Here is a 24,859-nt window from a genome sequence, read left to right as displayed (position 1 = left end):
TTCACCGGGACTTCCCGACGAACCTGCCACCAACCGACGAACGCCGCAGCCGGGCTTTTCCACATAGCAGCAAATGGACGCCCGGGGAGCCGCGTCGGGCGCGAGACTGTGGTCATGAGTCAACACATTCCACAGTGGCTGCAGGGATCGAGCGGCCTCTGGCGAACATCCGACCTGATTGAAGCGGGTCTGAACAAACGGCGGATAGGCACACTGGTAAAGTCTCGGGAGCTCGTGCGCGTTCAATGGGGGTGCTACGCGGCCGGAAATCCCTGGCGTCAACTCTCCGAGTCCGAGCGCGCCCTCCAACGAGTCCATGCGCACAACCGAACGATAGTTGCCTCGTCTTCTGTGCCCGTCAGCTACAGCCACACGTCAGCCGCTCGAATATTCGGCCTGCATCTATGGGACGTTGACGACAGGATCCACCTCACTCAATCCTTCGCTGGCGCCTCACGGGACCGCGCTGCCCACGTTGTACGTCATTTTTCGCACCTTCGGGAAGGTGAAACCGCACTTCGCTGCGGGGTCCAGGTGACGTCACTGGCCCGTACGGTGGTGGACTGCGCCAGAATTCTCTCTTACAAGCAGGGCCTGATTGTGGCCGACCACGGCATGCGGATGGGAACCACCCGGCAGGAACTCCAAAAAATCGTCAATCGACTTTCCGGCCATAAAGGCATCCAGCTCGCCCGTCGCGTGGTGGAGAACGCCAGCGCGCTGTCGGAATCGCCAGGCGAGTCTCTCTCGCGGGCCATCATTCAGGGGCTGTCCATCCCGCTGCCACAACAGCAGGTGGTTGTTCATACTCGCCACGGCGAACATCGGTTGGACTTCGCGTGGAAGGACCTCAAGCTCGCACTCGAGTTCGACGGCAAGACCAAGTATTTCGATTATGCCCCCACGCGGGAGGTCCTCTATCAGGAGCGCAGACGCGAGAAGGCATTGATGGAAGAGGGTTGGACGTTCATCCGCATCGAGTGGAAGGATCTCTTCGACGAAGCGGCGCTTCGGGGGCGGATCCTCCGGGCATGGTCCGCTCAACGGAAACTCGTCGGTTAGGCGCAGGTTCGACGGGACTTCCCAACGAACCCGCGCTAAACCGACGATGCTGCAGCCCGACGGCAGTCTAAGCCGCGTAGCTGGGCTCCCGCTTCTTGACCCAACGGATCACCAGCGAGGTAGCGGGCAGGAGCAGAACCTCAACAAGAGTCTTGTACAGGAAACCGAAGACCAGGTAGTTGAGGAACCCGCCAAACGAAGTGATCCCTATGACGGAGGCCGCAATGGCACAGAAGATCAGGGTGTCGGCGAATTCGCCCACTCCGGTTGACCCGATTAACCGTGCCCATAGCCGCCGTTCACCGAATCGCGCCTTCATGCGGACAAGCACCCACGAGTTCAGCGTCTGCCCTACGAGGAACGCGAGGAGCGAAGCCAGGACAATCAACGGAACCGGCCCCAGCGCACCCTCAAGTGCGGCCTGCTTGGACGCGCCGAAGTCGTCGTCGAAGCCTGGCAGCGCAATGATGATCACATAGCACAGCGAGGCAAAGGCGGAAAGCGCAAACGTCACAATAATCGCCAGGCGCGCGGCCTTGAATCCATACACCTCACTGATCACGTCACCGAGGATGTATGCGAGCGGGAAGAGGAAGAAGCCGCCGTCTGTGATGATTGGGCCAAAAAGGACGCCCTTTGACGCGCCGATGTTGGACAGGATGACGACGACGGCAAGCACCGCCAGCATGATGGCGAAGTACGTGCTTCCAGATTTGGCGAACTTCGCGCGGGCGCGCTCCTGCAGCTGAGTCATTGTTTTCTCATTCATCGAAGTGGTTTGCGCACCGCTGAGGCGCGCTGTATTAGCACTGACGCCCGGCTGCCCCCGGGCACAACAATTCTGCCACGACCAGCCGTTCCACGTTTTGAACGCGTTCAAAATCCTTCGGTTCCAACTTCATTGCCGTCGCAATCCAGCCGACGTCCAACGTCAGCCCTTTCAGCGAGGAATCCGCCATCGCACGCGGGAAGTCGATCGCGCTCTTCAAACAGGCCGTCACCAGCGCGCGCCCGCAGCCCCCATTGGCAATCCACGACGACCTGCCCAAAGTGCTGTGGCTTGCCTACATGGGCGTCACCTTGTTGTGGGGCTGCGACAGATCTCCTCATCAGCAGCGCACGCGCCGCCTCATCGGCAATGCGGCTTCCCTCATTTCCTAGCTCGTCATCCTTTCGAGGTTGCCTGTGGTGCGAAAGATCGTGGAAGACATTGTCGGTCTCATCAAAGGGGCAAAAGGGTGAAGGACGGAAACTACGACGACGGCGCCCAACTGGTGAGAGCCACATGACAGCCGTCATTGCGGGATCCACGCGGGTTCACTCACCGGTCCTCGGAGAAGGTCCAGGGCGTTGCCCGGCCCCTCCCCAGGCATTGGCACAGATCCTTCACCGTCGGGCAGACTGGGAGGATGGATAAGAGAACACCCGGAATCACCCTGACCATCGCCGGAACGGAAGCAACCGGCGGCGCGGGCGCTCAGGCCGATCTCAGAACGTTCCAGGAGCTCGGCACCTACGGTGTAGCAGCGGTGACCTGCATTGTTTCCTTCAACCCCGAAGACAACTGGAACCACCGATTTGTCCCCGTGGACGCACAGGTGATCGCCGACCAGCTTGAAGCCATCCTGGCCTGCCATGAGCTGGACACCGTCAAGATCGGCATGCTCGGGACGCCCCAAACAATCGACACCGTGGCCAAAGCGCTGAAAAGCCAGCCTTGGCGAAATATTATGCTGGATCCGGTGCTCATCTGCAAGGGCCAGGAACCTGGTGCCGCGCTGGACACGGACCAAGCATTGAAGACGCAGATCCTTCCCCTCGCCACCTTCGTTACACCAAACCATTTCGAAGCCGAGTCTCTCTCCGGCATGGAAATCCACACGATGGAGGATCTCAAGGAGGCCGCGAAGCGGATCCACGAGATGAGCGGCGCCGTCGTCCTCGCGAAGGGCGGAGTGCGGCTGGAAGGTGCGGACGCCGTTGACGTCTATTACGACGGCGTGTCCCTGGAGGTGCTCAGCGTACCTAAGGTGGGCGAGGTTGCCGTCAGCGGTGCGGGGTGCACGCTGGCTGCGGCGGTAACAGCTGAGCTCGCCAAGGGCGCCACACCCCTCGAGGCTGCGCGCACCGCAAAGGCTTTTGTTACTGAAGGGATTCGCAACAGAGTAGCGTCCAACGCCCCGTTCGACGCCGTCTGGCAGGGTGGAGCGGCGACCGCGCGGGCGTAGACCGTCAGGGCCGTCGACGTCTCGAAAGCCAACCGTCCTTGACCGGGACGTCCGCACTCTCCGTCTCCTTGCTGACGGGATAGATGCCGTCCGCTTCAGCCCACTTGGTTGTCACCCGTGCCTTCAAGGCGTTCTGAAACGTCCTGTCCCTGGATGGCTCGCCGGGAGGGGATTCCCGGGTGCCGTAAGCCCACCCGGTTCCCTGCTCAAGCAGCGTGCCGTGCTTGATGTCGTAGTAGCCTTCCTTGATCCCTATTGCCACGCCTTCGGCTCCCGCCGCGGCCGCGATGAAGTGCAGATGGAATCTGGTGGTGAACCACGTCTGACCTTCCCGCAGGGGCAGCCCGTCCTTCCAGACGGAGCTGAACGAAACGAAGTTCTCCTGCGGAATCAGGTCGGAAAGCGCCTCGTACCCTGCATAGTCGGTGCCAGGTATGGCTTCGACATACTTCACAACCTTGCCGGCTTCACGGACACGGCCCACCACTTCGCGGGCCTTCGCTACGGCGTCATCAAAAATGTCCGCAGAGGTCTGATCGCTTTGGACGCTGATCACCACGTCGGCGTTGTCTCCGCGGGCAAGTCCGCGGGCCAGCTCGTGGTCAACGGCAAGGAAGGCGTCATCCACGCCGTGAGTCACCGAGTAGCGTTCCGCACTGGGTGCGTCGCGCGCGCTCACCTGGTCAAACTCCGCGAGCGCCTCCGCGAGGTACGCGGAGTCCTCGTTGAAGGGGACCAGACTGAGACCTGTGCCGTAAAGTCTGCAGCCGGTGATCTCACGCACTGCGGTCATCGCTACCGGCAGACCCGCGTTGTGGGGCCAGATTGCGTTGAGGTAACCGCCGCCCAGCAGGTGCAGGCTGTCGGCCTGACGAAGTTTCTCCAGCCCCAGATCGAAGAGCGGGGAACCGTAGTCCCGCACCAGCTTGGTCACATGTGCCGCAATGTCATCCGGGGAGTGCGTACCGGCATCCCAACACGCCCTCCACAGCGTGTTGGTGACGTTCAGCCTGGGATGGATGCCCTCGAAGAGAAGAGACGCAGTGCCGGGGTTGGGGCAGTCCAACCAGATGTCGGCCTCGGGATGCCGCTCGGCCAGGAACCGCAGCCAGCCTGCAGCGATGATTTCATCCCCGTAGTTAGGGTGTCCAGCGCAGGAGACTAAGTAGAAAAGTGGTCGCTTCACACTCAGGGATCTTACAGCGTTCTTCAAGCTGTTAGATCGGGATGTTCGCTGCAGGCCCGGGCATGTTTCGAGCGAAAACTTCCCCTTGACGCATCGGCGTTCAGGTGATTCACAGCTTATTGCCTGAATTAACAAAGTTATTAATGTGTGGACCGTTGACTTGTGACCCAACACACAGAAAGCTGTTAAGCGTGCGGGGTCCGGTTCGCTGGGGGCAATGCACAAACAATACTGCTGGCACTCTTTCGAACTCTCGGGAAATCGTCACTCACATCTGTCAAGGCCTGTGTCAGCAGTACTGCGGGGAACTCATCAGAACTCGGCGGGATGGCCCTGACTGATCCTTACTAAGGAGAAGTATGAGCAAGTCATACCACCGGAATACGGGGAAGGCTGTGTTGGCATCGCTAACCGGCCTTGTTCTGGCTTCCAGTATGTGGGCGCCCGCCTCAGCAGTGGAGGCGCCTGATTCGGACAGTCCCACCGCTGAAGGACTCAACTATCAGACGGTGCCCGATCTCAAGATCAGCCGCGAGTTCAAGGATCAGACCGGACCAACCGCAGCCTACGTTCAGTTTGCGGGCAAAGGTGCCTTCGAACAGACTCAGCCCGCCGCCGTGCGAAATGGACTCCAGGCTCCGGTAAACCGGGCGAACGATGTGAGGAACATCCGCGCATCGATTGAAGCCCAGGCTGAGGCAGTGGCTGCCGAAGCCTCCGCTTCCCAGCTTTACACCACCACCAACACAATTCCCGGTGTTACGATCCAGGGTGATGCCGAGGCGATCAAGGCACTCGCCGCACGACCCGACGTTGTGAAGATCACCGGCATTGTGCCCAAGACCGTCGAGAACAAGGGAGCGGACATTGATACCCGTGCCCTTGAGGCCTGGACGGGCCGGGACAACACGGGCGAGGGAATCACTATCGCGGTCCTGGACACAGGCCTCGACTACACACACTCAGGGTTCGGCGGACCCGGCACCATAGAAGCATTCGAGCAGGCAAAGGCCGACGCCGAACCGGATCCGGCACTGTTTGATGCTGCCAAGTTTGTGGGCGGTTATGACCTGGTGGGCGACAACTACGACGCTGGTTCACCGGATCCCGCTAACCGCGAACCCGTGCCCGACTTAAACCCCCTCGACTGCCAGAGCCACGGCTCCCACGTCGCCGGCACGGCCGCCGGGTACGGCGTCAACGCAGACGGCACCACCTTCGAAGGCGACTACAGCGAACTCGACACGGATGGCGTGAACGCAATGCGCATCGGACCGGGCTCCGCACCTGAAGCTCAGCTGGTTGCCCTTCGCGTGTTTGGCTGCGTGGGCTCCAGCCTCGTTGTTGGCCAGGCACTGGACTTTGTGCTCGACCCCAACGGCGACGGCAACTTCGATGACCGCGCACAGGTTGTCAATATGTCACTGGGATCTTCGTTCCCCGCCTACGACGACCCCGAAAACGACATAGTCAACGCGCTGACCGCGCAGGGGGTACTCTCGGTTGTCTCCTCCGGTAATGACGGGGATGTCTATGACATCGGCGGCTCCCCGGGAAGTGCCGAATCCGCACTGACGGTTGCAGCGAGCGTTGGCTCGCAACTCACACTGGACCGTGTTGATGTGCTTGCACCGGACGACGTGGCAGGAGCTGCGGCCGGACAGTACACCGTGAACTTCGACTACGCAGCTGAGGGAGTCACTCCAGACACGCTTCGCGGAGAAGTGGTGATGGGCCCGGATGGTGCTAACAATGACGGGTGCGCCGCACTGCCACCAGCCGGGGTCAACGCAGGCAAGTGGGTGTGGCTGTTCTGGGATGACAATGATGCCACCCGTGAGTGCGGCTCCGGCCCTCGTTGGAACAATGCCTCCAATGCAGGATACGGCGGAGTTGTCATCGGCACTACGCTTGACATTTTCCCCGCCGGTATCGGTGGCAACGCAGCCATTCCCGGCATCCAGCTCACGGCGCAGGACACCACCAGGCTGATGCCCGCCGCAGAAGCAGGAACGCTGGTGCTACAGCTCGATCCTGCGTTCCAGGCAACGGCAACGGGCCCCTCCAACGCACTGGACACCCTCGCGTCGTTCTCTTCACGCGGCGTGCACGGGTCCAACGGCGTGGTCAAGCCCGACGTAGCCGCACCCGGTGTCTCCATTGGATCTGTTCAGGTTGGCACCGGCACCGGCGCTTCGGTCAAGAGCGGTACGTCAATGGCGGCCCCGCACACGGCCGGTATCGCGGCGCTTCTCTTCTCTGCAACAGATTTCAACCCGTATGAGATCAAGAGCATGATCATGAATACGGCAACGCATGATCTGCTGACCGAGGGAGGAATCGCTTACGCACCGAACCGTGTTGGTTCGGGACGCGTGGACGCCATCCAGGCACTCGATACCCGGGTTCTTGCCTACGCGGCGGACCAGCCAGCGCTCACCTCAGTGAACTTCGGTGTTTTGGAACTGGGTACGGAGGCACTTGTTGTCACCAAGCAGGTCACCGTGGAGAACAAGTCCGACGGCGTGCTCTCCTACGAGGCGAGCTACCTTGAGGCATCGACCATGCCGGGCGCTGAGATCACCGTCTCACCCGAGGTGATCGAGGTACCAGCCAATGGTGCAGCGACGCTTGATGTGACGTTGAGCATCGCCGATCCAGCCGCCCTGGCAAAAACGATCGATCCCGCAGCTGAGGAATTTCAGTTGGGCGGAATACCGAGGCAGTACCTTGCTGACGTGTCCGGTCGTGTCCAATTGCTCGGGGCGGACGACCAGGAACTTCGCGTGCCGGTTTACTCGGCTCCGAAGCCTACGTCGGACATCTCGGCCGGACCTACCATCCCATTCAAGAATGCTTCGGAAACAGAGACCACGATTGCTTTCGAGGGCAGGGGTCTTGCCCAGGGGATTGTGACCGACGAGGGTGCGGAATCCGCATATGCTTCGATCGTTTCCCCTCTGGTTCTCGGTGCTGAAAGCCCGCGGACCAACGATCGTCCACTCGAATCCCTGTATTCGTTTGACCTCCGCGCAGTTGGCGCAGCGTCCACCGTTCCTGCAGTCAAGGCTGCTGGCGGCAATCCTGCAGGCGATGCGGAAGCAGATCCGGCAGTACCGTCAGCCGTACTCAACTTCGGTGTCAGTACGTGGCAGAACTGGCCTCAGCTTGCAGGCAACAACGGCGTAGCGGTAGAAATTGACACCGACGGTGACGACACTGTGGACTACGTTGTCCAGACGCTGAGGCCTTCGGACATCGGCCTCCCCACCCTGGACATGATCCTGTTTGAGATTGTGACCATCCAGGATGACGGCACTCCACTGTTCGAAAGCGAACTGTATTTCGCCAACGGCGTTGATGGCAGCACCGACACCAACACGTTCGACACCAACGTGATCACACTGCCGGTACCCGTGAGCGAACTGGGAATGGGTACTGAAGCCTTGAATGCTTCCGCGCCGATCCAGTACCGTGTGTCAACCTCAAGTGCCTTCAACGTTGATGAGGACGGCAATTCAGGCGGACCGGTGGACACCACCGACTGGATCGACTTCAACGTCACCGAGCCGGCCTTGTGGTTTGAAGGAACGGACTCCGACGCTGCGTCGTTCTTCTCGGCCGACGGCAGCACGCTGAACGTCAACCGCCAGAAGGGCGTCAAGGCTGCCAGCGCACTGTTCCTCCACCACCACAATGCAACCGATCTGAAGGACGAAATCGTTCCAATTCAGGTAGGCAAGCGGGTGTTTACGGACATCGGAAACGCTGACCACAAGAAGTTCGTTGAGCAGATCGCGGATCTCGGCATCACGGAGGGCTACCTTGAGGATGACGGCACCTACACGTTCCGTCCGTTCATCTCGGTCAACAGAGACGTCATGGCGGCGTTCCTGTACCGTTTGGCCGGCGAACCGACGTTCGACACTCCGGACGTTTCGCCGTTTGCCGATTTGAACGGTCCCGGGGATCCCGGTGCAAACACAGAGCACTTCTACAAGGAGATGACGTGGATGCACGCAACTGGCATATCGGAAGGTTGGATAGAACCTGACGGTTCCGCGACCTACCGCCCGTTTGCACCGGTCAACCGTGACCAGATGGCAGCATTCATGTACCGGTTCGCCGGCGAGTACTGCATGATCGCAGCGGCTGCGGACTACGAAGCACCGGCCACCAAGCCGTTTGCCGACATCAACCCTGACTTCGTGTTCCACAAGGAAGTCTCGTGGATGAGCGACACGGAAATCTCTCTCGGCTGGGAGGAAGCGGACGGCACATTTACCTATCGCCCGTACGATGCCGTAACCCGTGAGCAGATGGCCGCGTTCATGGTTCGTTTGCTCGACTACCGTGATGAAAATGGAGGCTGCAACCCATAGGTTCTAGCACTCATTAACTAAGTGGTGGCCATCCGGAAACGGGTGGTCACCACTTTTTAATCTAGGCCGTCTTTTCCGCTTGCCGCGCCCGGTACGCGGCTACCGCGGCCCGGTTCCCGCAGCCAGCGTCGCAGAACCGCTTGGACCGGTTCTTCGACAGGTCAATCACCACGTTGTTGCAGCCCGGAAACTCACAGTGCCCCAGTCGGCCCAGTTCCTTTGTTCGCACCAGGTCCACAAAGGCCATCGCGGCTTCGACGGCCATCCGGGTGGAGATCCGTGCCTCCGGAGGCGACGCGTGGACGTGGTAATCCCAGTCGTCATGCTTGACCAATTGCGGCAACGCATTGAACTCCCGGAGCAGTCCGTTCAACACTTCGACAACCTGGGTTTCGTCACCCTCCCACACCCTACGCAGCCGTGGACGCAGCGCCCGCACCGCCTCCAGCTCCGTAGGGTCCACCGCAAGATTCCCCGTCCACTTCCATTCATTGATGAACCGTGAAAGCGACGCGACGTCGGGCAGGTGCTCCTCGCCGTCGTCGTCGGTGTTGATCAGCGCCGCGGCGGTTCTCAGCGCATCCTCAGTGTCATTGGCAAACAGCATTGTGGCTCCTGTCATTCACGCGTCCACTGTACAACTATCGGGAGTGGGCTTCGAGGAAGGAGTACACCTCGGTCTCGTCCACACCGGGGAACGCCCCGGGCGGCATGGCGGCCAGCAGGTGTGAGTGCGCCCGCGCGCTGGGCCAGGCGTTGCCTGACCAGGAATCAGCCAACGACGACGGCGGCCGCCTGCAGCACGCTTCGTCCGGACACATCGACTTCTCCCGGATGGTGGTATCCCTCCCCCGGAACCACTTCACGTGCGCGTACGGGACGCCGATGCTGAGGGAAAATTCCCCGCCGGCGGAGTGTTCCGTCCGTGCGGTGCACCAGTACGTTCCGGAGGGCGTATCCGTGTATTGGTTGTAGGCGCGGAACTTGTCCGCCACCTCAAAGACCACCCGGGAAGTCCATCGTTTGCAGGACGGCTGGCCCTCGATGGCGCCCGTGTGATCCTGGGGGAAGGTGACGCCGTCGTTCTCGTAGGCCTTGTAGATAATGCCGCTTTCATGGGTCTTCTGAAAGTGGGTCGGGATGTCCAGATGCTCGGTGGCCAGGTTGGTGAACCGGTGCGCGGCAGTCTCGTAGGACACGGCGAAGGCGTCGCGGATATCCTCGACGGCGATCTCCTTGGCCGCCTTCGCTTTCCGCAGGAATTCAACGGCTGGCCGCTCCGGCAATAGCAGTGCAGCGGCAAAGTAGTTGGTGGCCACACGCTGACGCAGGAACTCCCGGTAGTTCTCCGGGGTCTGGTGCTGCAGCACATAGTGGCCAAGCGCCTGCAGCAGCACTGACCGCGGGTCATGGTCGGTACGCTGCGACTGCGTGAGGTAAATCCTGCGGTTCTTCAAATCCGTCACTGAACGCGTGGAATGGGGCAGATCACCCACATGATGCAGCGTGAAACCCAGGTGGGCGGCAATGTCCGCGATGATGTGCTGGGACATGGGTCCGCTTGTGTGTCCTACCGAATCCAGGACCTTCTGCGCCTCGGCCTCGATCTCCGAAAAGTAGTTGTTCTGTTTGCGCATGATCCCGCGAAGTTCTGCGTTTGCCCGACGCGCCTCTTCCGGCGTGGCCACTTGTTCGTCGAGCCTGCGTTCCAGTTCATTTTGCAGGCCCACCAAGGATTCCAGGACCTCCGTGGGTAGGCGCGAGGAAATCCGCACCTTCGGCAGTCCAAGCGACTCATACAATGGCCCGCGCTGCGCCCGCTCCAGCTCGATCTCCAGGGCCGCGCGTCGCGTGGGCGGCTCCGAACCCAACAGTTGGTCAATGGTGACGTCCAGCGCCCGGGCCAGCCCCTGCAGCATCCCCAGCTTGGGTTCACGCTTGCCGTTCTCCATCAGCGAGAGCTGGGACGGAGCGGTACCGACTACGGCACCAAGGTCGCCGAGCGTCATGCCCTTGCCCTTGCGCAGATGGCGGATGCGCCGTCCCAGACTGATGGCGTCCTGGGCGTCGCGCGCACCGTCGTCCTCGGGCGTTGGCCGGGCGCGATTCCAGGTTGGAGTTATCATTTCTTGAGGATACGCGAAGAAGTGCGTTTCTTTCCATGAGATACCTCTGGTGCCTTCGGAGGAACTAGCGAATTGTTGATTTCACACCGGGCGAAGATGCCCCTGACAAGGAGACGACGTTATGACGCAGGATGGAAACCACAGCGGGAACGACGCTCGGGAACTCGAACTGGAGTGGGCAGCCAATCCGCGCTGGGAAGGTGTCGAGCGCGATTACACGGCGGCCGACGTCGTCCGTCTTCGTGGCAGCGTGCAGGAGGAACACACGCTCGCCCACCGCGGCGCGGAGAAGCTGTGGGAGCAGCTCACCCAGCAGGCGCAGACCGGCGATTACACCCATGCGCTTGGTGCGCTCACCGGCAACCAGGCCGTGCAGCAGGTCAAAGCCGGGCTCAAGGCCATCTACCTTTCGGGCTGGCAGGTCGCGGCGGACGCCAACAACTCCGGCCACACCTACCCGGACCAGTCCCTGTACCCGGCAAACTCCGTACCCACGGTTGTGCGGCGGATCAACAATGCGCTGCTCCGGGCGGACCAGATTGAGTGGGCCGAGGGCGTCTCGACGGTGGATGACTGGCTGGTGCCGATCGTTGCCGACGCCGAAGCCGGCTTTGGCGGCCCCCTCAACGCCTATGAGCTGATGAAGTCCATGATCCAGGCGGGCGCCGCTGGAGTTCACTGGGAGGATCAACTGGCATCGGAGAAGAAGTGCGGCCATCTGGGCGGCAAGGTGCTCATCCCCACTCAGCAGCACGTCCGCACGCTGAACGCGGCGCGACTCGCGGCCGACGTCGCCGGCACTCCCAGCGTGATTGTTGCCCGAACGGATGCCGAAGCGGCAACGCTGATCACGTCCGACGTCGACGAGCGGGACCAGCCCTTCATCACCGGCGAGCGCACCCCCGAAGGCTTCTACACCACACGCAACGGGCTCGAAGCGTGCATAGCCCGCGGCCGCGCCTACGCACCATATGCCGACCTGCTCTGGATGGAAACTGGGAAGCCGGATCTGGCGCTGGCGAAGGAGTTCGCTGAGGCCATCAAGTCGGAGTTCCCCGACCAGATGCTCGCCTACAACTGCTCGCCGTCGTTCAACTGGAAGAAGCACCTGGATGACGCGACCATCGCCAAGTTCCAACGGGAACTCGGCGCCATGGGCTTCACCTTCCAGTTCATCACTCTGGCGGGATTCCATGCCCTCAACTACTCCATGTTCGATCTGGCCCACCGCTATGCCCGGGACGGCATGAGCGCCTACGTGGATCTGCAGGAGCGCGAGTTCGCTGCAGAGGAACGGGGCTACACCGCAACCAAACACCAGCGTGAAGTTGGAACGGGCTACTTCGATCAGGTGGCCACCGCCCTCAACCCGACCGGCAGCACCCTTGCCCTGGCCGGGTCCACCGAGGCACAGCAGTTCCACTAGAACCCGCATCGACTCTCCTCAAAGTGACGTTCTCACCCCCCAAAATGCCCTGGGAACGTCACTTTGGGGAGAGTCGATTACCTCCACCTGAAGGAAGCACACCATGAATGACTCGATCACCGTGAACGGCATCACCCTGACGCCTCCGGTCATCCAGCGGCAGGACGAGATCCTGACTCCCGGGGCCCTTGAGTTTCTGAGGAAGCTGCACCAATCCACCTCCACCCGCCGCCAGGAGCTGCTCCAGCTCCGGGAGCAGTCACGCGCCCGCATTTCCAACGGCACTGATCCGCGTTTCCTGCCGGAGACGGCACACATCAGGAACGACGGCGGCTGGCGGGTTGCGCCCACAGCGCCCGGTTTGGCGGACCGCCGCGTCGAAATCACCGGGCCGGTTGACCGCAAGATGACCATCAACGCCATGAACTCGGGCGCGAAAGTGTGGCTCGCGGATATGGAGGACTCCTCCACGCCCAGCTGGTCCAATGTGATCAACGGGCAGCTGAACCTCCAAGACGCACTGGCCCGCCGGATCGATTTCACCTCACCGGAGGGCAAGGAGTACCGGCTCGGGGAGCAGGCTCCCACCATCGTGGTGCGGCCTCGCGGCTGGCACCTGCCCGAGAAGCATTTGCTGGTCAACAACAAGCCAATCAGCGGTGGGCTGGTGGACTTCGGGCTGTACTTTTTCCACAACGCCCATACCCTGATCACGCAGGGCCGCGGACCCTACTTCTACCTGCCGAAGATCGAAAACCATCTGGAAGCCCGGCTCTGGAACGACATTTTCATCCAGGCGCAGCAGCTGCTCGGCATTCCTCAAGGCACCATCCGTGCCACAGTGTTGATCGAGACGATCACAGCAGCGTTCGAAATGGAGGAGATTCTCTACGAATTGCGCGAGCACGCGGCCGGGCTGAACGCCGGGCGGTGGGATTACATCTTCTCCGTGATCAAGAACTTCCGGACCCGCGGCCCACGGTTTGTGCTGCCGGACCGCACCATGGTCACCATGACGGCGCCGTTCATGCGCGCTTACACCGAACAGCTGGTCCGCACCTGCCACCGCAGGGGCGCCCACGCGATCGGAGGCATGGCTGCGTTCATCCCCAGCCGCCGCGACGAGGCGGCCAACGCCGTCGCGCTCGAAAAGGTGCGCACCGACAAGCAGCGCGAAGCCGCTGACGGTTTTGATGGGTCATGGGTTGCCCACCCGGACCTGGTGCCGGTGGCCATGGAGGTTTTTGACGAAGTGCTCGGCGAGCGGCCCCATCAGCTGGGACGGCTGCGCGAAGACGTCACACCCGATGACAAGGCCCTCTTGAACATCGCCGGAACCGCAGGCCTCATTACGGAAACGGGAATCCGGAACAACCTCGAGGTAGGCATCCGCTACATCGAATCCTGGCTGCGGGGCAACGGCGCAGCCGCCATCAACAACCTGATGGAGGATGCGGCGACGGCGGAGATCTCCCGTTCACAAATCTGGCAGTGGATCAACGCAAGTGCAGTGACCGACGACGGCGAGATCATCACCTGCGAATGGGTCACCGAACTGCTCGACGAAGAGTTCGCCGCAATGGAGCGCCGTGACGGCGACCGTTTCGATGACGCGAAGGAGATATTTGAGGAGGTTGCCCTCGGCGCAGAGTTCCCCGCATTCCTCACGGTCCCGGCGTATGCCCGGTACCTTCATGAGAGCCGGGAACTGGCCGCGGTTTAGCCTGTCCCGGATCTCCGCGCGCGGCGGCGGGGAATATCACCCTGCCGCCGACACGTTGTGCGAAGTATGCAGATTGAAATTTGGTCAGACGTGAAATGCCCGTGGTGCTTTGTGGGGAAACGGCGGTTCGAGAAGGCCCTGGAGACATTCCCTCACCGTGACCAGGTCGAGGTGACATGGAAGAGCTACCAGCTGGATCCCGATCTACCGGACCACTATGACGGCACCGAACAGCAGTATCTGGCGGAGCGGAAGGGCATCGAACCGGAACAGGTCCAGCAGATGTGGGAGCAGTTGTCCGCCCAGGCAACAGGCGAAGGGCTGAACTTCGACTTCCATAGCGTAGTGGTTGGAAACAGCTTCAGCGCTCACCGCTTTCTACATCTCGCGAAATCCCTGGGCAAGGCAGACGCAGCCAAGGAGGCGATCCTGTCGGCGCACTTTGAGCAGGGCAAAGACACATCGGACGTCGATTTCCTGGTGAAGCTGGGCGCTGGGCTGGGGATCAGTGAAGAGGACGTTCGCGACACCATGTCAACCGGCCGCTTCGCCGATGATGTCCGCCACGACATCAGGGAGGCACGCACCCTGGGAATCAGCGGCGTTCCGTTTTTCGTGATCGACCGCAAATACGGTATCTCCGGCGCCCAGCCAGCCGAGCTGTTCAGGGAAGCACTGGATAAGGCGTGGCAGGAAGCGAACCCGTTGGTCGTCGTCGGGCATTCACAGGACGGCGAAACCTGCGGTCCCAACGGCTGCTGACCGCAAAGCATCCGGAACGCTCCCGCGGAAAATCGCGGGAGCGTTTCTACTTAAGATGTGGGTTCCGCCGAGGCGGTCTCGGAGGCAGGTATGCAAACCAGTCCCCCAGGCGTCGCGTCGACGCTTTCGGCCGGCAACAGTGCTTTGAAGCCGGATCCGACCACAACGTCCACCGACGCATCCGTGCGTTCATCCTCAACATATACGGTGTCAGGAATGCTCCGCTGGACCGTAAACGCCTGAGGGTAGCCGTTCGGTCCTGAAACCACGATTGCCGTCATACCGGTGCGATTCACCGGCCGGTTGCCCACTTCACCCACCACGAAAGCACGCTCGGCGAGAACCTCGGAGGCGGTTCCTGCCAACCCGGTGATGTTGGTGCTGTTGAATATATTGACGTCAACCGTGGCCGGGTCCTGTAAGTCGAACGGTCCGGCCGGGCATCCGGGCTTGGTGGGAACCGGTTCCGGCTCCAGAGCGGCGATGCGGATGTTGCCCCGGCTGATTCCCAGTGCAACCAGCACGGCGGCGGTGACTAAGCCCACCAGAATCACCAGCACAATCCCGTGGCGCAGTCGTCGCATGTAAACATGCGGACGCTCCACGTTACCGTCATCCCCGAAAGCCGACTCAAGATCGTTCTCAGTGACGATCCGGTGACCATGCCATTCGATCGGGTTCTTACGCGACTTGATGGGTCGCAGCTCCGGCGGCCGTTTGTCAGTCATCAATCACCAGCACGCGGGCGTGCAGAATGGTTCGCTGGTGCAGGGCTGTCCGCACGGCGCGATGCAGGCCGTCCTCCAGATACAGGGTCTGATTCCACTGGACAACATGCGGAAAGAGGTCGCCGAAAAAGGTGGAATCTTCAGCCAGGAGCGCTTCAAGGTCCAAGGTGGTCTTGGTTGTCACCAACTCGTCCAGCCGCACCTGGCGCGGAGCCACGCCCGCCCAGTCCTTTGGAGTCACATGTCCATGGTCGGGGTAGGGGCGTCCATCACTCACAGCTTTGAAGATCACCAATACAGACTAGGCAAGATAGTGACGCAAGGGAATATATGCGTCGGCAAGCCCTCATGTCGTGGCCAAATGGTTACGACAGTCAGGATGCAGTAATCGGAATAGTCCGGGTGCCCAGTATCTCTCCGGTGATCCAGTGCTCCCATTCCACTCTGAGCAGGTACTGCCCGGGGGCCGGCGGACGCAACAGGAGATCATACCGTTCCGCAGCCCCAAATGCAAGCCTCCCCGTGGTTAACGGATAACCCGCGTCAATACATGGCGGTGATGGCATGCCGGGATGTGACGTGTCGCGGTATGCCCGACCGTCATGGGCAATCAGCTCAGCCATCTTGAGCTCCACGCCGTCCAGGTCCGTGAAGTACATGTGCGTGGGAAGGTAATTCGCATTGAGCGTCCTCAACAGTGTCGGCTTGCGGGGGCCGCCCTCCACATTGGCCCGAATGGATTGAAGGTTCCACACTTTCTCCCTGCCGCCCGGGAGCCGGGCCAATTCGCCACCCAAAAGGTAGAAGTGCTTCGGCTCATACCGGTTGAGCCCCACATCCTCCCCCGACAGGCCAGCCGCGTGGTCCATTTCGTGCCAGCGCGGATCGACCGAATACGGAATGATGATAGTTTCTGTATCAATGTCGTATTCCGGTCCATCGACAAAAGGTCTGCGGGCACCTGCGCTCACCGGGTAGTCTGGGTGCACCACGGGATCAATGACCAGCGCTCCGAACAATCCCATCTGCGCATGAAGCGGCGTATTGACATGGCAATGGTAAAAATACGTTCCCGCAGCACCGTAATTGGGGTCCCCGGGCCGACCGGCCTCGGGTTGCCACTGGTAGGTGTAGAAGTCGCCGATTTCAAACGACGTATGTCCAACCCCGTCATTGCGCGGATCGGGTTCCATACCGTGCCAGTGGATTGTGTGCGGCCCTTTGCTCGGTTCAACGCGCGCCTGGAATATCTCTCCTTCCCTCGGCCGAAGGGTAGGCGAAGGGAGGCTGCGTTCCAGGTCCGGCGAATCGAAGACCCAGAACTCGAATTCGGCACCGTCATCCATCAGCAGATCCTGGCCCGACAGTTCAAGCTCCACATACGTTCCGGGCACCTGCAAAAATTCACTGGCTGGCTGATCCAGCTCCAACTGCTCGGAGCTGAAGTCCACCTGGCTGCGGAACGTGTGGTGCAGCGTCTGGTCATCAGGTGGCAAAGGCGCCGGCGGCGGCGTGGTGGGGATCGCCGTGGCCGTAGTGGTGGGGATCGCCGTGGCCGTTGCGCTGGCCGATGCTGACGGAGACGGCTTGGGAGAAGCCGTCTGCGTCGACGTCGGCGTTGAGGTGGGCTTGGGGGTTGGCGTTGAGGTGTGCTTGGGGGTCGGCGTTGAGGTGGGCTTGGGGGTTGGCGTTGAGGTGGGCTTGGGGGTCGGCGTTGGCTTCTTACGGGCTTCTTCCCGCCGGCGCTTCTCCGCGGCTTCCTTTCGCGCCTTCTCAGCCCGCTCCTTTGCTCGCTTCTCAGCCTCGCGGCGAGCTAGTTCAGCCTTCTCAGCGTTGCGCCGCGCCTTCTCCGCACGCTCTCTTTCCTGCTTTCGCAGTGCCTCAGCGCGGCGTCGTTCCTCGTCTGCCCGACGTCGGGCCTTTAGTTCCAGCTCCCTCTCAATCTCGCGCTTTGAGCGGCGTTTCGAGGTGGATTTCGGGAAAATGTTTAAAGCACTCATCCTGTGCCTCCAGTGTTAGGGCTCTTCAGTGTCCAGTGCCCCACGAGGCCACCGGGATACAACCCGCCGGCAGCGGTCTGGGACGGTTCAGCGTGGCAGTGCATCGGATATACCCAATCGGTGGTCCGGGCAAACCAGACTGGATCGATCGCGTCCGGAGGACGCTTGATGGGGAGGATGCAGTCCTTGCCGTCCATCGGCTCAAGCTCCACAACGTCTTCCCACTGCTGGAGGACCACATGTCCGTCGGGGTCCACGAAGCCCTCATGGCGGGGCCAGTCAACGTTGTTGCGCCTCACCGTCCACAGGTGATTGCCATGAAAGTGCATCTGGTGAAAGCAGATCCCAGGATTGATCAGGCGCACCAGCTGGCCACCGCGAAGTGATCCCAACTCTGTGCCTTCACCGAACTGCCGGACGTCGAGCTGACGAGGGAAACCGGAGATCAGAGTCTCCTCCTCACTGGCCAGGTTCAGCGCATTGTCCTCGGTGATTCCCAATGACTCAAAGCCACTTCGACCATTGAGGGTGAAGTACCTCGGTTCAGCTGGAGTCTGCAAAGGGTTCACGGTGTGGCCCGCGGCCTCCAGCTCCGCCCAGTTGGATTCCACGGCGTGGGTTATCCACACCCACTGCCGTTCAAAGGAGGCGAGACCGGGGGCGATATCCCAGGGCGCTACCGGGTCCATAACCAGCAGAACACCAAACAAACCCAGGACGCGTTCCACCGGCGTATTGGTTGGGTCCGAGTAGATATATGTGCCGGGAGGAGGGCAGGAAAACTCAAGCGTGGCGACAGCATTAGGTGCAATTGGCCCGGTGGTCAGGTCGGTTCCACCCGGCCCGGCCTTGTGAACAGTGAACGCATGGGTTTTTGCAAGCCGGTTCTGCACCCGGAACCGCACTGTGCTGCCCACCTCCGCCACGATGGTCCGTTCGGGAAGATAACTCGCCCAATAGTTTCGGCGCACGAAGAACTGCCCAGGGTTGGCGGGATCGGGCGACTTTGGTTGCGGCGTCCCCCGCGGCGGCAATTCCGCATCCAGCGGGTAGCTCCGGCTTTCCACCACTTCGCCCTCAACCGTGAAGACCTTTGGGACTGTTCTCAGGCTCGGATTCGCATCCTGCAGCACCGTGGGCCGGTCGCCAAATCCGCGGTGATAGACCAGCGAATCGTCAACCATTTTCAGGTAGCCCTCGTTGATGTACAGATCGAGCACTCCCGGCACCGACTGCAGCGCGAGAGGCAGCCGGGCCGATACCCGAGCCCGCGCGGAGGGTTGCTGCAGCAGGGGCAACGCTGCTGCAGCAAGTCCCGCCGCAGCCCCCAGCTTGAGGAAGTCGGTTCTTCCAACAGTCTCACTCATGTCCTGCCTCCATCGATCCAGGGCGGTTCACCACTGAGGGAAGGGCAAGCGCCAACGGCGCCCGGCTTCTTCCCCACGGATCTGTGAACTCGGTCTTCATGTCCGCCTCACCGGTCGGGACCAGATAGCTGATCCAGTAGGCGCGGCGTGAGCCGGCGGCCAAAATCTCCTTGGCCACATCCGCGCCCCGGTTGGTGACGCTTGGTCCGTTGACCCCGATTCGCAACCTAAGCTGTCCGGGAGCAAAGAGCACGTCCCTGTCACTTTCGTTACGGACCTCAAGCTTCACCACCAGGTGATCGCCCCAGGTGTGATTGGCCGGCTGGGTTCCTCCGGCCGCGGCGCCGTGGGTTGAGTGGGTGGCAGGGGTGTCGCGCCCACCCAGACGCGCCTGCCGTTCGGCCGCGGCGATGCGCACCCCGCCAAATGAGGTTGGAACCCAGTCTTGCTCCCCACCTGCGGTGATCAGTGCCCAGCTGCCTAGAATTCCGGCCGTACCTGCACCAACTAATGCGCCAAACACTCTTCGCGTCAGACCGTTCGAAGACTCGGCCGCCTCCCCAGGCAATAGGTCAACCGCATTCGACGAGTCCAGCGCGGTCTTCTCGATGGTTTTCATCAATTTTCCGCCTTCGCAGAGTTCCCGTGGATGCTGCAGAAGGCAATTTTCGTTCGACTACCTTGGAGAAATCATGTGACCTGAAATTCGGCGGCCGACCGTCCGGTGTCCATAATGAACCATGACCTCCCCCGCACCGATTGGCCTGCTGCTCGACGTGGACGGCCCCGTCGCCAGCCCGCTGACCCGCACTGTCCGATCCGGAATCATTGCAGATCTTATTGAGTTGGCCCGGGCGGGTTGGCCCATCGTCTTCAACACCGGGCGCTCCGATTCCTTCATCCGTGAACAGGTGATGATACCCATGCTGGAGACTGGAATCCCGGACGGTGTGACGTTCCACGCGATCTGCGAGAAGGGTGCCGTGTGGTTCAGCTTTGACGCCGATGGCGCCGGGGAGCTCAATGTTGATCAGGACCTTGCCCTGCCGGACCGCTTTGGGGCAGCCGTCCGCGAACTGGTGGAGGAAAAATTCGCCGGTCATATGTTCTTCGACGAAACCAAGCACGCGATGGTGTCGGTGGAGCAGCGCACCGATGTGGACAATCAGGCATACCTGGCGGAGCAGGACGAGTTCGACGCCGCCACGCTTCGCCTCATGGAACAGTTCAACATGGGTGTGTGCCGGCTTGCGCATCATGCGCCGGACAGCGACGACAACATTGACTACAGGATCGACCCGACCATTATTTCCACCGACATTGAATCAGTACTGCTGGGCAAGGACCTGGGTGCACAGCGGGCACTGCGCCTGCTCGGCGCGAGCGTTCCACACAGGTGGCGTACCGTGGGCGATTCCCGCACCGATTACGCAATGGCAGACTACCTGCACCAGCACGGCTTCGACGTGGCCCATGTGGATGTGCGCCCTGCGGACGGTGTCCCGGAGAAGCCCTACGCCGTTCTCACGGAGGATAACCTGACCAACGACGACGCCGGTGCGGCATTCCTGGCGCGTTGCGTCCGGTCCGTCATCGAGTCAGCAGAATCAACGTAGTATCCGCCCGCGGACCAGTCGTTTCTGTTGACCCGATGGCAGGAGATTAGGACTGCAGGGCCTTTTCGATGGCGGCAACCACTTCCTCCGACTCAGGTTCCATAGTGGGGGCAAACCGCGCAACCACCGTGCCGTCGTCGTTCACCAAGAATTTCTCAAAGTTCCATTTAACCAGGCCCGGCAGAATACCGTTCTTGAACTTGGTCAGCTCGGAGTAAAGCGGGTGCTGATTCCGCCCGCGGACATCGGCTTTCTTGGTCAGCGGGAAGGAGACCCCAAAGCTGCTTGAACAAAAGGACTGGATGTCCTCATCTGTTCCCGGCTCCTGGCCCATGAACTGGTTGCAGGGCACGCCGAGCACCACAAATCCCTGATCCGAATACTTTTGGTACAGCTTTTCCAAACCCTCGTACTGCGGCGTAAACCCACACTGCGAAGCCACATTAACCACCAAGACCGTCCTGCCCTTGAAGTCCCCAAAGGACTTTGACGCGCCGTCATTCATGGTCAGGGAGATCTCGTGAAGGTTGTTCGCTGGCATGTCTCTCCTCAGATGTGTGTTTGAAGTGGTTCGTCACCGGTGATTCGCAAGATGGGTTGGACGCATACTGGAGTCATGGCGTCTGTTTTCACCCGGCTTCGAATCGAACTCAAGAATACTTTCACTGGGACGGGGGCCGAGCCTCCGCGGTGGACCGAGGAACTGGCGGAGGGCGATGACACCGGCTATTTCGCTCCCGGTTCAGCCGTCTGGTCGGTGCACAGTTCCATGACGCCAACCGTGGGAGGGATCCGCGCACTCCTGTTGCAGGCGCTGCATCCGGGAGCGATGGCGGGCGTCTACCACCATTCGAACTTCCGGGAGGACCCCCTCGGCAGGCTGGCCAACACCATCCGCTGGATCTTTACTGTCACGTACGGCTCCACTGACGCCGCCCGGAGTGCTTCGGCGTGGGTGCTGCGCCTCCATGAAAAGGTGACCGGCGTGTATGAGGATGCTGCCGGCGTCGAACACGTCTATCAAGCCAATGAGCCGCATCTGCTCCGGTGGGTTCACTTGGCCTTCACCGATGGGTTCCTCGCAGCCCACCAAAGCTACGGCCTCCGCTTCCCGGGCGGCGCGGACCAGTACGTGGCGCAGTGGGCGCGGGCCGGCGAACTCATGGGCGTGACGGATCCACCGCGCAGCGCGCGTGAGTTACGGGATCAGTTGGCGGAGTACGACGGCGAGCTCACGGACAGCGCGCAGGTCCAGGATGCGCTGGCCTACATCCGCAACCCGCCCCTGCCGCGTTCGCAGCGACTGGGTTACCGGATTCTGTTTGTGGGTGCGGTGGCCACGCTCACCCAGCGACAGCGGGATCTGCTCGGCATTTCAGTGCCCCATGTGGGGCCCTTGAAGCTGCCGGTGAAACCTGCCGTGATGCTGGTACTGGGGTTCATCAAGCTGGGGCTGGGACGGCGGGGGCCCACGGAAATGGCGGCACTGCGCAGGCACGATCGGCTGCGGGGGTAATCAAGCATCTAACCCGCAGATTCGTTGCCTTATAGCAGCCTGCGTGGCCAGGGATCCGCGAAACCTGCCACAAGCCAGCGATTCTGCGCCGCCACGCCAAGGACACAAGAATGGCCCCGACCCACACGGGTCAAGGCCATTCTTGTTTGGCGGAGGATGGGGGATTTGAACCCCCGAGGGCGTTAACCCAACACGCGTTCCAGGCGTGCGCCATAGGCCGCTAGGCGAATCCTCCTAATTTGGAGCAGATACCAGAATACCCATACAACCGTGAACCGCCGAATCCTGTGCCCGGTTCGGGGTTTCAGCACTTCGATTAGGAGCCTGTAGACTATTACGCGGCCCCTCATGTGGTGTCATCCTGTTGAACTCCCCCAGGACCGGAAGGTAGCAAGGGTAAGCGGGCTCTGGCAGGTGCATGGGGGGTCTTCTCATTTCCAGATCCCCCCGGAAGGAGAGCAATGAACGCCGGCCGTTTTGCGCCAAGCCCCACCGGCGAGCTGCATGTGGGCAACCTCCGCACGGCCATCCTCGCGTGGCTGTTTGCCCGGTCAACGGGCCGCCGGTTCCTGCTCCGGGTCGAGGACCTGGACCGCGTCCGCGCGGGAGCTGAAGCCGCGCAGCTGACTGAACTTGCCGCCGTCGGGCTCGCTTGGGACGGTGCAATTGTGCGCCAGAGTGAACGGACAGCCGTGTACGACGACGCCGTCGCCCACCTTCAGCGCAACGGCCTCCTGTTCGAGTGCTTCTGCACGCGGCGCGACATAGCCGAAGCCGCCTCCGCACCCCACCTGCTCCCGGGCCACTACCCAGGCACGTGCCGCTCGCTTTCCGATAGCGAGCGGTCCCGGCTGCGTTCCGAACGTCCCGCGGCTCTGCGTCTGCGCTCTGCCGTGGAGGAGTGGACGGTCACCGATACACTGCATGGCTCATTCACCGGGCCCGTGGATGACTTTGTGGTGGTCCGCAACGACGGTGTGCCCGCATACAACCTTGCTGTTGTTGTTGACGATGCTTCCCAAGGTGTGGATCAGGTAGTCCGCGGCGATGATCTGCTCAGTTCCGCGCCCCGCCAGGCCTATCTTGCCACCCTGCTTGATGTGCCACGGGTTGAGTACGCACACGTTCCGCTGGCTCTGAACAGAGAACGACGGCGGCTGGCCAAGCGGGACGGCGCAGTCACCCTGGGGTCACTCTCCGGCCTGGGATGGGACGCTGTGTCCGTGCGGAACCTGATCCTTCGATCACTGGGGCTACCCGAAGGCCCGTTGACCGATGCACTGGAGGTCTTCGACGTTTCGCGGGTGCCTCGCGAGCCGTGGATTGTTGAGCCCTCCCACCTGCCCTCCACCGGGGATGCAACCGTCACACCCAACAGATAGGGTTCTTCTGTGAGCACAGCCCTTTACCGCCGATACCGCCCGGAAACATTCGCGGACGTGATTGGCCAGGAGCATGTAACCGAACCACTCATGACCGCCATTCAAAAAGGCCGGGTCAACCACGCCTACCTGTTTTCCGGTCCGCGCGGCTGCGGTAAGACCACCTCCGCCCGTATCCTTGCCCGCTGCCTGAACTGCGCGCAGGGGCCAACACCTGTGCCGTGCGGAACCTGCGACAGCTGTGTGGAACTTGCCCGAGGCGGCTCAGGCAGCCTGGATGTGATCGAGATTGACGCTGCTTCGCATGGCGGCGTCGATGACGCCCGTGACCTGCGGGAACGCGCAACCTTCGCGCCCGTGCGGGACCGCTACAAGATCTTCATCATCGACGAGGCACATATGGTCACTTCCGCGGGGTTCAATGCCCTGCTGAAGATCGTGGAGGAGCCGCCGGAGCACATCAAATTCATCTTTGCCACGACTGAGCCTGACAAAGTCATTGGCACCATCCGCTCCCGCACCCACCACTACCCCTTCCGGCTTGTTCCGCCTGAGCCTCTGATGGCATACCTCGATCTGCTGTGCAATCAGGAGGGCATACCGGTGGCCCCGGGAGTGTTGTCCCTGGTGATCCGGGCAGGCGGCGGATCGGTCCGTGACTCGCTCTCCGTGTTGGATCAGCTGATGGCGGGCGCTGACTCCGCCGGTTTGGATTACGAGCTCGCGGTGTCGCTGCTTGGTTACACACACGCTTCGCTGCTTGACGATGTGGTGGACGCCTTCGCCGCCGGAGACTCTTCCACGGTGTTCGGCGCCATCGACCGCGTGATTCAAACCGGGCACGACCCGCGGCGGTTTGTCGAGGATCTTCTGGAGCGGTTCCGCGACCTCATTATTGTCAACGCGGTTCCGGAGAGTGCTTCCGCCATTCTCCGGGGTGTGCCGGAGGACCAACTCAACCGCATGCGAACCCAGGCCGGGCAGCTTGGACGTGCGGAACTGTCCCGCGCAGCCGACATCACCAATGACGCTCTCACCGAAATGACCGGCGCCACCTCGCCGCGGCTGCACCTTGAGTTGTTGTGCGCCAGGATTCTGCTGCCCGCAGCCGATCAGTCGGAGCAGGGCACTCTTGCCCGTGTGGACAGGATCGAACGGCGTCTGAACTACGCGGGGGGTGTGCCCGAGGCAGCGGCCGTTCAGTCGGCGTCCTCCGACGGTCGACCAGACCCCATCTCCACGCGGCCGCAAGCCGCCCCGGTCAATCACCAGGAACCCACAGCCAGCCGGCCAGACGCGGGGGAACCCTCTCCCGGTGGTCAACCAAACACCCCCCAGCCCTCTCCCGGTGGTCA

The 24,859-nt window shown here is 61.6% G+C and carries 21 protein-coding genes, 1 tRNA gene and 1 other RNA gene; 11 read left to right on the top strand and 12 right to left on the bottom strand.

Features of this window, described 5'->3' with window-relative positions:
* Positions 1-114 precede the first annotated feature (114 nt).
* Positions 115-1,062, top strand: a complete 948-nt coding sequence (locus Y708_RS30100) for a type IV toxin-antitoxin system AbiEi family antitoxin domain-containing protein (RefSeq protein ID WP_028281314.1) — start codon at positions 115-117, stop codon at positions 1,060-1,062.
* A gap of 67 nt (positions 1,063-1,129) precedes the next feature.
* Here Y708_RS30100 and Y708_RS0120200 read toward each other — a convergent pair whose 3' ends face one another.
* Positions 1,130-1,831: a queuosine precursor transporter gene (locus Y708_RS0120200; RefSeq protein WP_253905903.1), complete on the bottom strand. Its 702-nt coding sequence runs from the start codon at positions 1,829-1,831 to the stop codon at positions 1,130-1,132.
* A gap of 107 nt (positions 1,832-1,938) precedes the next feature.
* Positions 1,939-2,373, bottom strand: coding sequence for a hypothetical protein (locus Y708_RS31295; protein WP_253905902.1), 435 nt, complete (start codon positions 2,371-2,373; stop codon positions 1,939-1,941).
* Positions 2,374-2,471: 98 nt separating this feature from the next.
* Between Y708_RS31295 and thiD the strand changes: the two genes are divergently transcribed.
* The gene (gene thiD, locus Y708_RS0120190) at positions 2,472-3,290 is read left to right on the top strand and encodes a bifunctional hydroxymethylpyrimidine kinase/phosphomethylpyrimidine kinase (protein ID WP_028281311.1); all 819 of its coding nucleotides are present in this window, start codon (positions 2,472-2,474) and stop codon (positions 3,288-3,290) included.
* A 4-nt stretch (positions 3,291-3,294) separates the two neighbouring features.
* On the opposite strand, the gene Y708_RS26735 is transcribed toward thiD, so the two are convergent.
* On the bottom strand, positions 3,295-4,476 hold the full coding sequence (locus tag Y708_RS26735; RefSeq protein ID WP_051479230.1) for a polysaccharide pyruvyl transferase family protein: 1,182 nt from the start codon (positions 4,474-4,476) through the stop codon (positions 3,295-3,297).
* Positions 4,477-4,835: 359 nt separating this feature from the next.
* Between Y708_RS26735 and Y708_RS26730 the strand changes: the two genes are divergently transcribed.
* Positions 4,836-8,858: a S8 family peptidase gene (locus tag Y708_RS26730; RefSeq protein WP_051479229.1), complete on the top strand. Its 4,023-nt coding sequence runs from the start codon at positions 4,836-4,838 to the stop codon at positions 8,856-8,858.
* 61 nt (positions 8,859-8,919) lie between these two features.
* Here the strand turns inward: Y708_RS26730 and Y708_RS0120175 are convergent, their stop codons facing one another.
* Both Y708_RS0120175 and Y708_RS0120170 read right to left on the bottom strand, forming a co-directional pair.
* Positions 8,920-9,480 carry a CGNR zinc finger domain-containing protein gene (locus Y708_RS0120175; RefSeq protein ID WP_253905901.1) on the bottom strand — a complete coding sequence of 187 codons (561 nt, stop codon included), beginning with the start codon at positions 9,478-9,480 and terminating at the stop codon, positions 8,920-8,922.
* A gap of 19 nt (positions 9,481-9,499) precedes the next feature.
* Positions 9,500-10,984 carry a helix-turn-helix transcriptional regulator gene (locus Y708_RS0120170; RefSeq protein ID WP_035777042.1) on the bottom strand — a complete coding sequence of 495 codons (1,485 nt, stop codon included), beginning with the start codon at positions 10,982-10,984 and terminating at the stop codon, positions 9,500-9,502.
* A 121-nt stretch (positions 10,985-11,105) separates the two neighbouring features.
* Here Y708_RS0120170 and aceA point away from each other — a divergent pair, with 121 nt between their 5' ends.
* From aceA to Y708_RS0120155, 3 genes are all read left to right on the top strand, one after another.
* Entirely contained in the window at positions 11,106-12,410 is a 1,305-nt protein-coding gene (aceA, locus tag Y708_RS0120165) for an isocitrate lyase (RefSeq protein ID WP_028281308.1), read from the top strand.
* A gap of 103 nt (positions 12,411-12,513) precedes the next feature.
* Complete coding sequence (aceB, locus tag Y708_RS0120160; RefSeq protein WP_028281307.1) at positions 12,514-14,133, top strand: malate synthase A; 1,620 nt, start codon at positions 12,514-12,516, stop codon at positions 14,131-14,133.
* Between the two features lie 66 nt (positions 14,134-14,199).
* Positions 14,200-14,895: a DsbA family oxidoreductase gene (locus Y708_RS0120155; protein WP_028281306.1), complete on the top strand. Its 696-nt coding sequence runs from the start codon at positions 14,200-14,202 to the stop codon at positions 14,893-14,895.
* Positions 14,896-14,945: 50 nt separating this feature from the next.
* On the opposite strand, the gene Y708_RS26725 is transcribed toward Y708_RS0120155, so the two are convergent.
* The 5 genes from Y708_RS26725 to Y708_RS0120125 form a co-directional block, all read right to left on the bottom strand.
* A complete protein-coding gene (locus Y708_RS26725) occupies positions 14,946-15,623 on the bottom strand; it encodes a LytR C-terminal domain-containing protein (protein WP_051479228.1) in 678 nt (225 codons plus the stop codon).
* The gene (locus tag Y708_RS0120145) at positions 15,616-15,915 is read right to left on the bottom strand and encodes a type II toxin-antitoxin system VapB family antitoxin (RefSeq protein ID WP_028281305.1); all 300 of its coding nucleotides are present in this window, start codon (positions 15,913-15,915) and stop codon (positions 15,616-15,618) included. The genes Y708_RS26725 and Y708_RS0120145 overlap by 8 nt, the downstream gene beginning before the upstream one ends.
* An 82-nt stretch (positions 15,916-15,997) precedes the next feature.
* Positions 15,998-17,623, bottom strand: coding sequence for a multicopper oxidase domain-containing protein (locus Y708_RS30585; RefSeq protein ID WP_216699855.1), 1,626 nt, complete (start codon positions 17,621-17,623; stop codon positions 15,998-16,000).
* The gene (locus tag Y708_RS26715) at positions 17,620-18,990 is read right to left on the bottom strand and encodes a multicopper oxidase domain-containing protein (RefSeq protein WP_081747066.1); all 1,371 of its coding nucleotides are present in this window, start codon (positions 18,988-18,990) and stop codon (positions 17,620-17,622) included. Before Y708_RS26715 ends, Y708_RS30585 begins: the two co-directional genes overlap by 4 nt.
* Positions 18,983-19,609: a DUF4352 domain-containing protein gene (locus tag Y708_RS0120125; protein WP_051479226.1), complete on the bottom strand. Its 627-nt coding sequence runs from the start codon at positions 19,607-19,609 to the stop codon at positions 18,983-18,985. The genes Y708_RS26715 and Y708_RS0120125 overlap by 8 nt, the downstream gene beginning before the upstream one ends.
* 121 nt (positions 19,610-19,730) lie before the next feature.
* Between Y708_RS0120125 and Y708_RS0120120 the strand changes: the two genes are divergently transcribed.
* Complete coding sequence (locus tag Y708_RS0120120) at positions 19,731-20,606, top strand: Cof-type HAD-IIB family hydrolase (protein WP_028281302.1); 876 nt, start codon at positions 19,731-19,733, stop codon at positions 20,604-20,606.
* 46 nt (positions 20,607-20,652) lie between these two features.
* Here the strand turns inward: Y708_RS0120120 and Y708_RS0120115 are convergent, their stop codons facing one another.
* Entirely contained in the window at positions 20,653-21,147 is a 495-nt protein-coding gene (locus tag Y708_RS0120115) for a glutathione peroxidase (RefSeq protein ID WP_028281301.1), read from the bottom strand.
* 75 nt (positions 21,148-21,222) lie between these two features.
* Here Y708_RS0120115 and Y708_RS0120110 point away from each other — a divergent pair, with 75 nt between their 5' ends.
* Positions 21,223-22,122 (top strand): oxygenase MpaB family protein, encoded by a 900-nt coding sequence (locus tag Y708_RS0120110; RefSeq protein WP_028281300.1) that lies wholly within the window; start codon positions 21,223-21,225, stop codon positions 22,120-22,122.
* A 147-nt stretch (positions 22,123-22,269) separates the two neighbouring features.
* Here Y708_RS0120110 and Y708_RS0120105 read toward each other — a convergent pair.
* Positions 22,270-22,357 (bottom strand) — tRNA-Ser (locus Y708_RS0120105).
* Positions 22,358-22,459: 102 nt separating this feature from the next.
* Between Y708_RS0120105 and ffs the strand changes: the two genes are divergently transcribed.
* The 3 genes from ffs to Y708_RS0120095 all read left to right on the top strand — a co-directional run.
* Positions 22,460-22,556, top strand: an RNA gene (ffs, locus tag Y708_RS28765) — signal recognition particle sRNA small type.
* 27 nt (positions 22,557-22,583) lie between these two features.
* Positions 22,584-23,504 carry a tRNA glutamyl-Q(34) synthetase GluQRS gene (gluQRS, locus tag Y708_RS0120100; RefSeq protein ID WP_028281299.1) on the top strand — a complete coding sequence of 307 codons (921 nt, stop codon included), beginning with the start codon at positions 22,584-22,586 and terminating at the stop codon, positions 23,502-23,504.
* 9 nt (positions 23,505-23,513) lie between these two features.
* Positions 23,514-24,859: DNA polymerase III subunit gamma and tau (locus Y708_RS0120095; RefSeq protein ID WP_028281368.1), on the top strand; the 1,346-nt coding region annotated here is incomplete at its 3' end.

The sequence above is a fragment of the Arthrobacter sp. H5 genome (assembly GCF_000520595.1).
Classification (GTDB): domain Bacteria; phylum Actinomycetota; class Actinomycetes; order Actinomycetales; family Micrococcaceae; genus Arthrobacter_D.
Note: the sequence above shows the minus strand (reverse complement) of the source record. Positions and strands in the feature narration are given on the sequence as shown.

Excerpts from the sequence above, each read along its gene's own strand:
- Y708_RS0120155 (WP_028281306.1), top strand. The coding sequence starts at position 14,200 with ATGCAGATTGAAATTTGGTCAGACGTGAAATGCCCGTGGTGCTTTGTG.
- Y708_RS26715 (WP_081747066.1), bottom strand. The coding sequence starts at position 18,990 with ATGAGTGAGACTGTTGGAAGAACCGACTTCCTCAAGCTGGGGGCTGCG.
- Y708_RS0120170 (WP_035777042.1), bottom strand. The coding sequence starts at position 10,984 with ATGATAACTCCAACCTGGAATCGCGCCCGGCCAACGCCCGAGGACGAC.
- Y708_RS0120115 (WP_028281301.1), bottom strand. The coding sequence starts at position 21,147 with ATGCCAGCGAACAACCTTCACGAGATCTCCCTGACCATGAATGACGGC.
- Y708_RS0120175 (WP_253905901.1), bottom strand. The coding sequence starts at position 9,480 with ATGACAGGAGCCACAATGCTGTTTGCCAATGACACTGAGGATGCGCTG.
- aceB (WP_028281307.1), top strand. The coding sequence starts at position 12,514 with ATGAATGACTCGATCACCGTGAACGGCATCACCCTGACGCCTCCGGTC.
- aceA (WP_028281308.1), top strand. The coding sequence starts at position 11,106 with ATGACGCAGGATGGAAACCACAGCGGGAACGACGCTCGGGAACTCGAA.
- Y708_RS30585 (WP_216699855.1), bottom strand. The coding sequence starts at position 17,623 with ATGAGTGCTTTAAACATTTTCCCGAAATCCACCTCGAAACGCCGCTCA.
- Y708_RS0120125 (WP_051479226.1), bottom strand. The coding sequence starts at position 19,609 with ATGAAAACCATCGAGAAGACCGCGCTGGACTCGTCGAATGCGGTTGAC.
- Y708_RS26725 (WP_051479228.1), bottom strand. The coding sequence starts at position 15,623 with ATGACTGACAAACGGCCGCCGGAGCTGCGACCCATCAAGTCGCGTAAG.
- Y708_RS26730 (WP_051479229.1), top strand. The coding sequence starts at position 4,836 with ATGAGCAAGTCATACCACCGGAATACGGGGAAGGCTGTGTTGGCATCG.
- Y708_RS30100 (WP_028281314.1), top strand. The coding sequence starts at position 115 with ATGAGTCAACACATTCCACAGTGGCTGCAGGGATCGAGCGGCCTCTGG.
- Y708_RS0120110 (WP_028281300.1), top strand. The coding sequence starts at position 21,223 with ATGGCGTCTGTTTTCACCCGGCTTCGAATCGAACTCAAGAATACTTTC.
- Y708_RS0120200 (WP_253905903.1), bottom strand. The coding sequence starts at position 1,831 with ATGAATGAGAAAACAATGACTCAGCTGCAGGAGCGCGCCCGCGCGAAG.
- gluQRS (WP_028281299.1), top strand. The coding sequence starts at position 22,584 with ATGAACGCCGGCCGTTTTGCGCCAAGCCCCACCGGCGAGCTGCATGTG.
- thiD (WP_028281311.1), top strand. The coding sequence starts at position 2,472 with ATGGATAAGAGAACACCCGGAATCACCCTGACCATCGCCGGAACGGAA.
- Y708_RS0120120 (WP_028281302.1), top strand. The coding sequence starts at position 19,731 with ATGACCTCCCCCGCACCGATTGGCCTGCTGCTCGACGTGGACGGCCCC.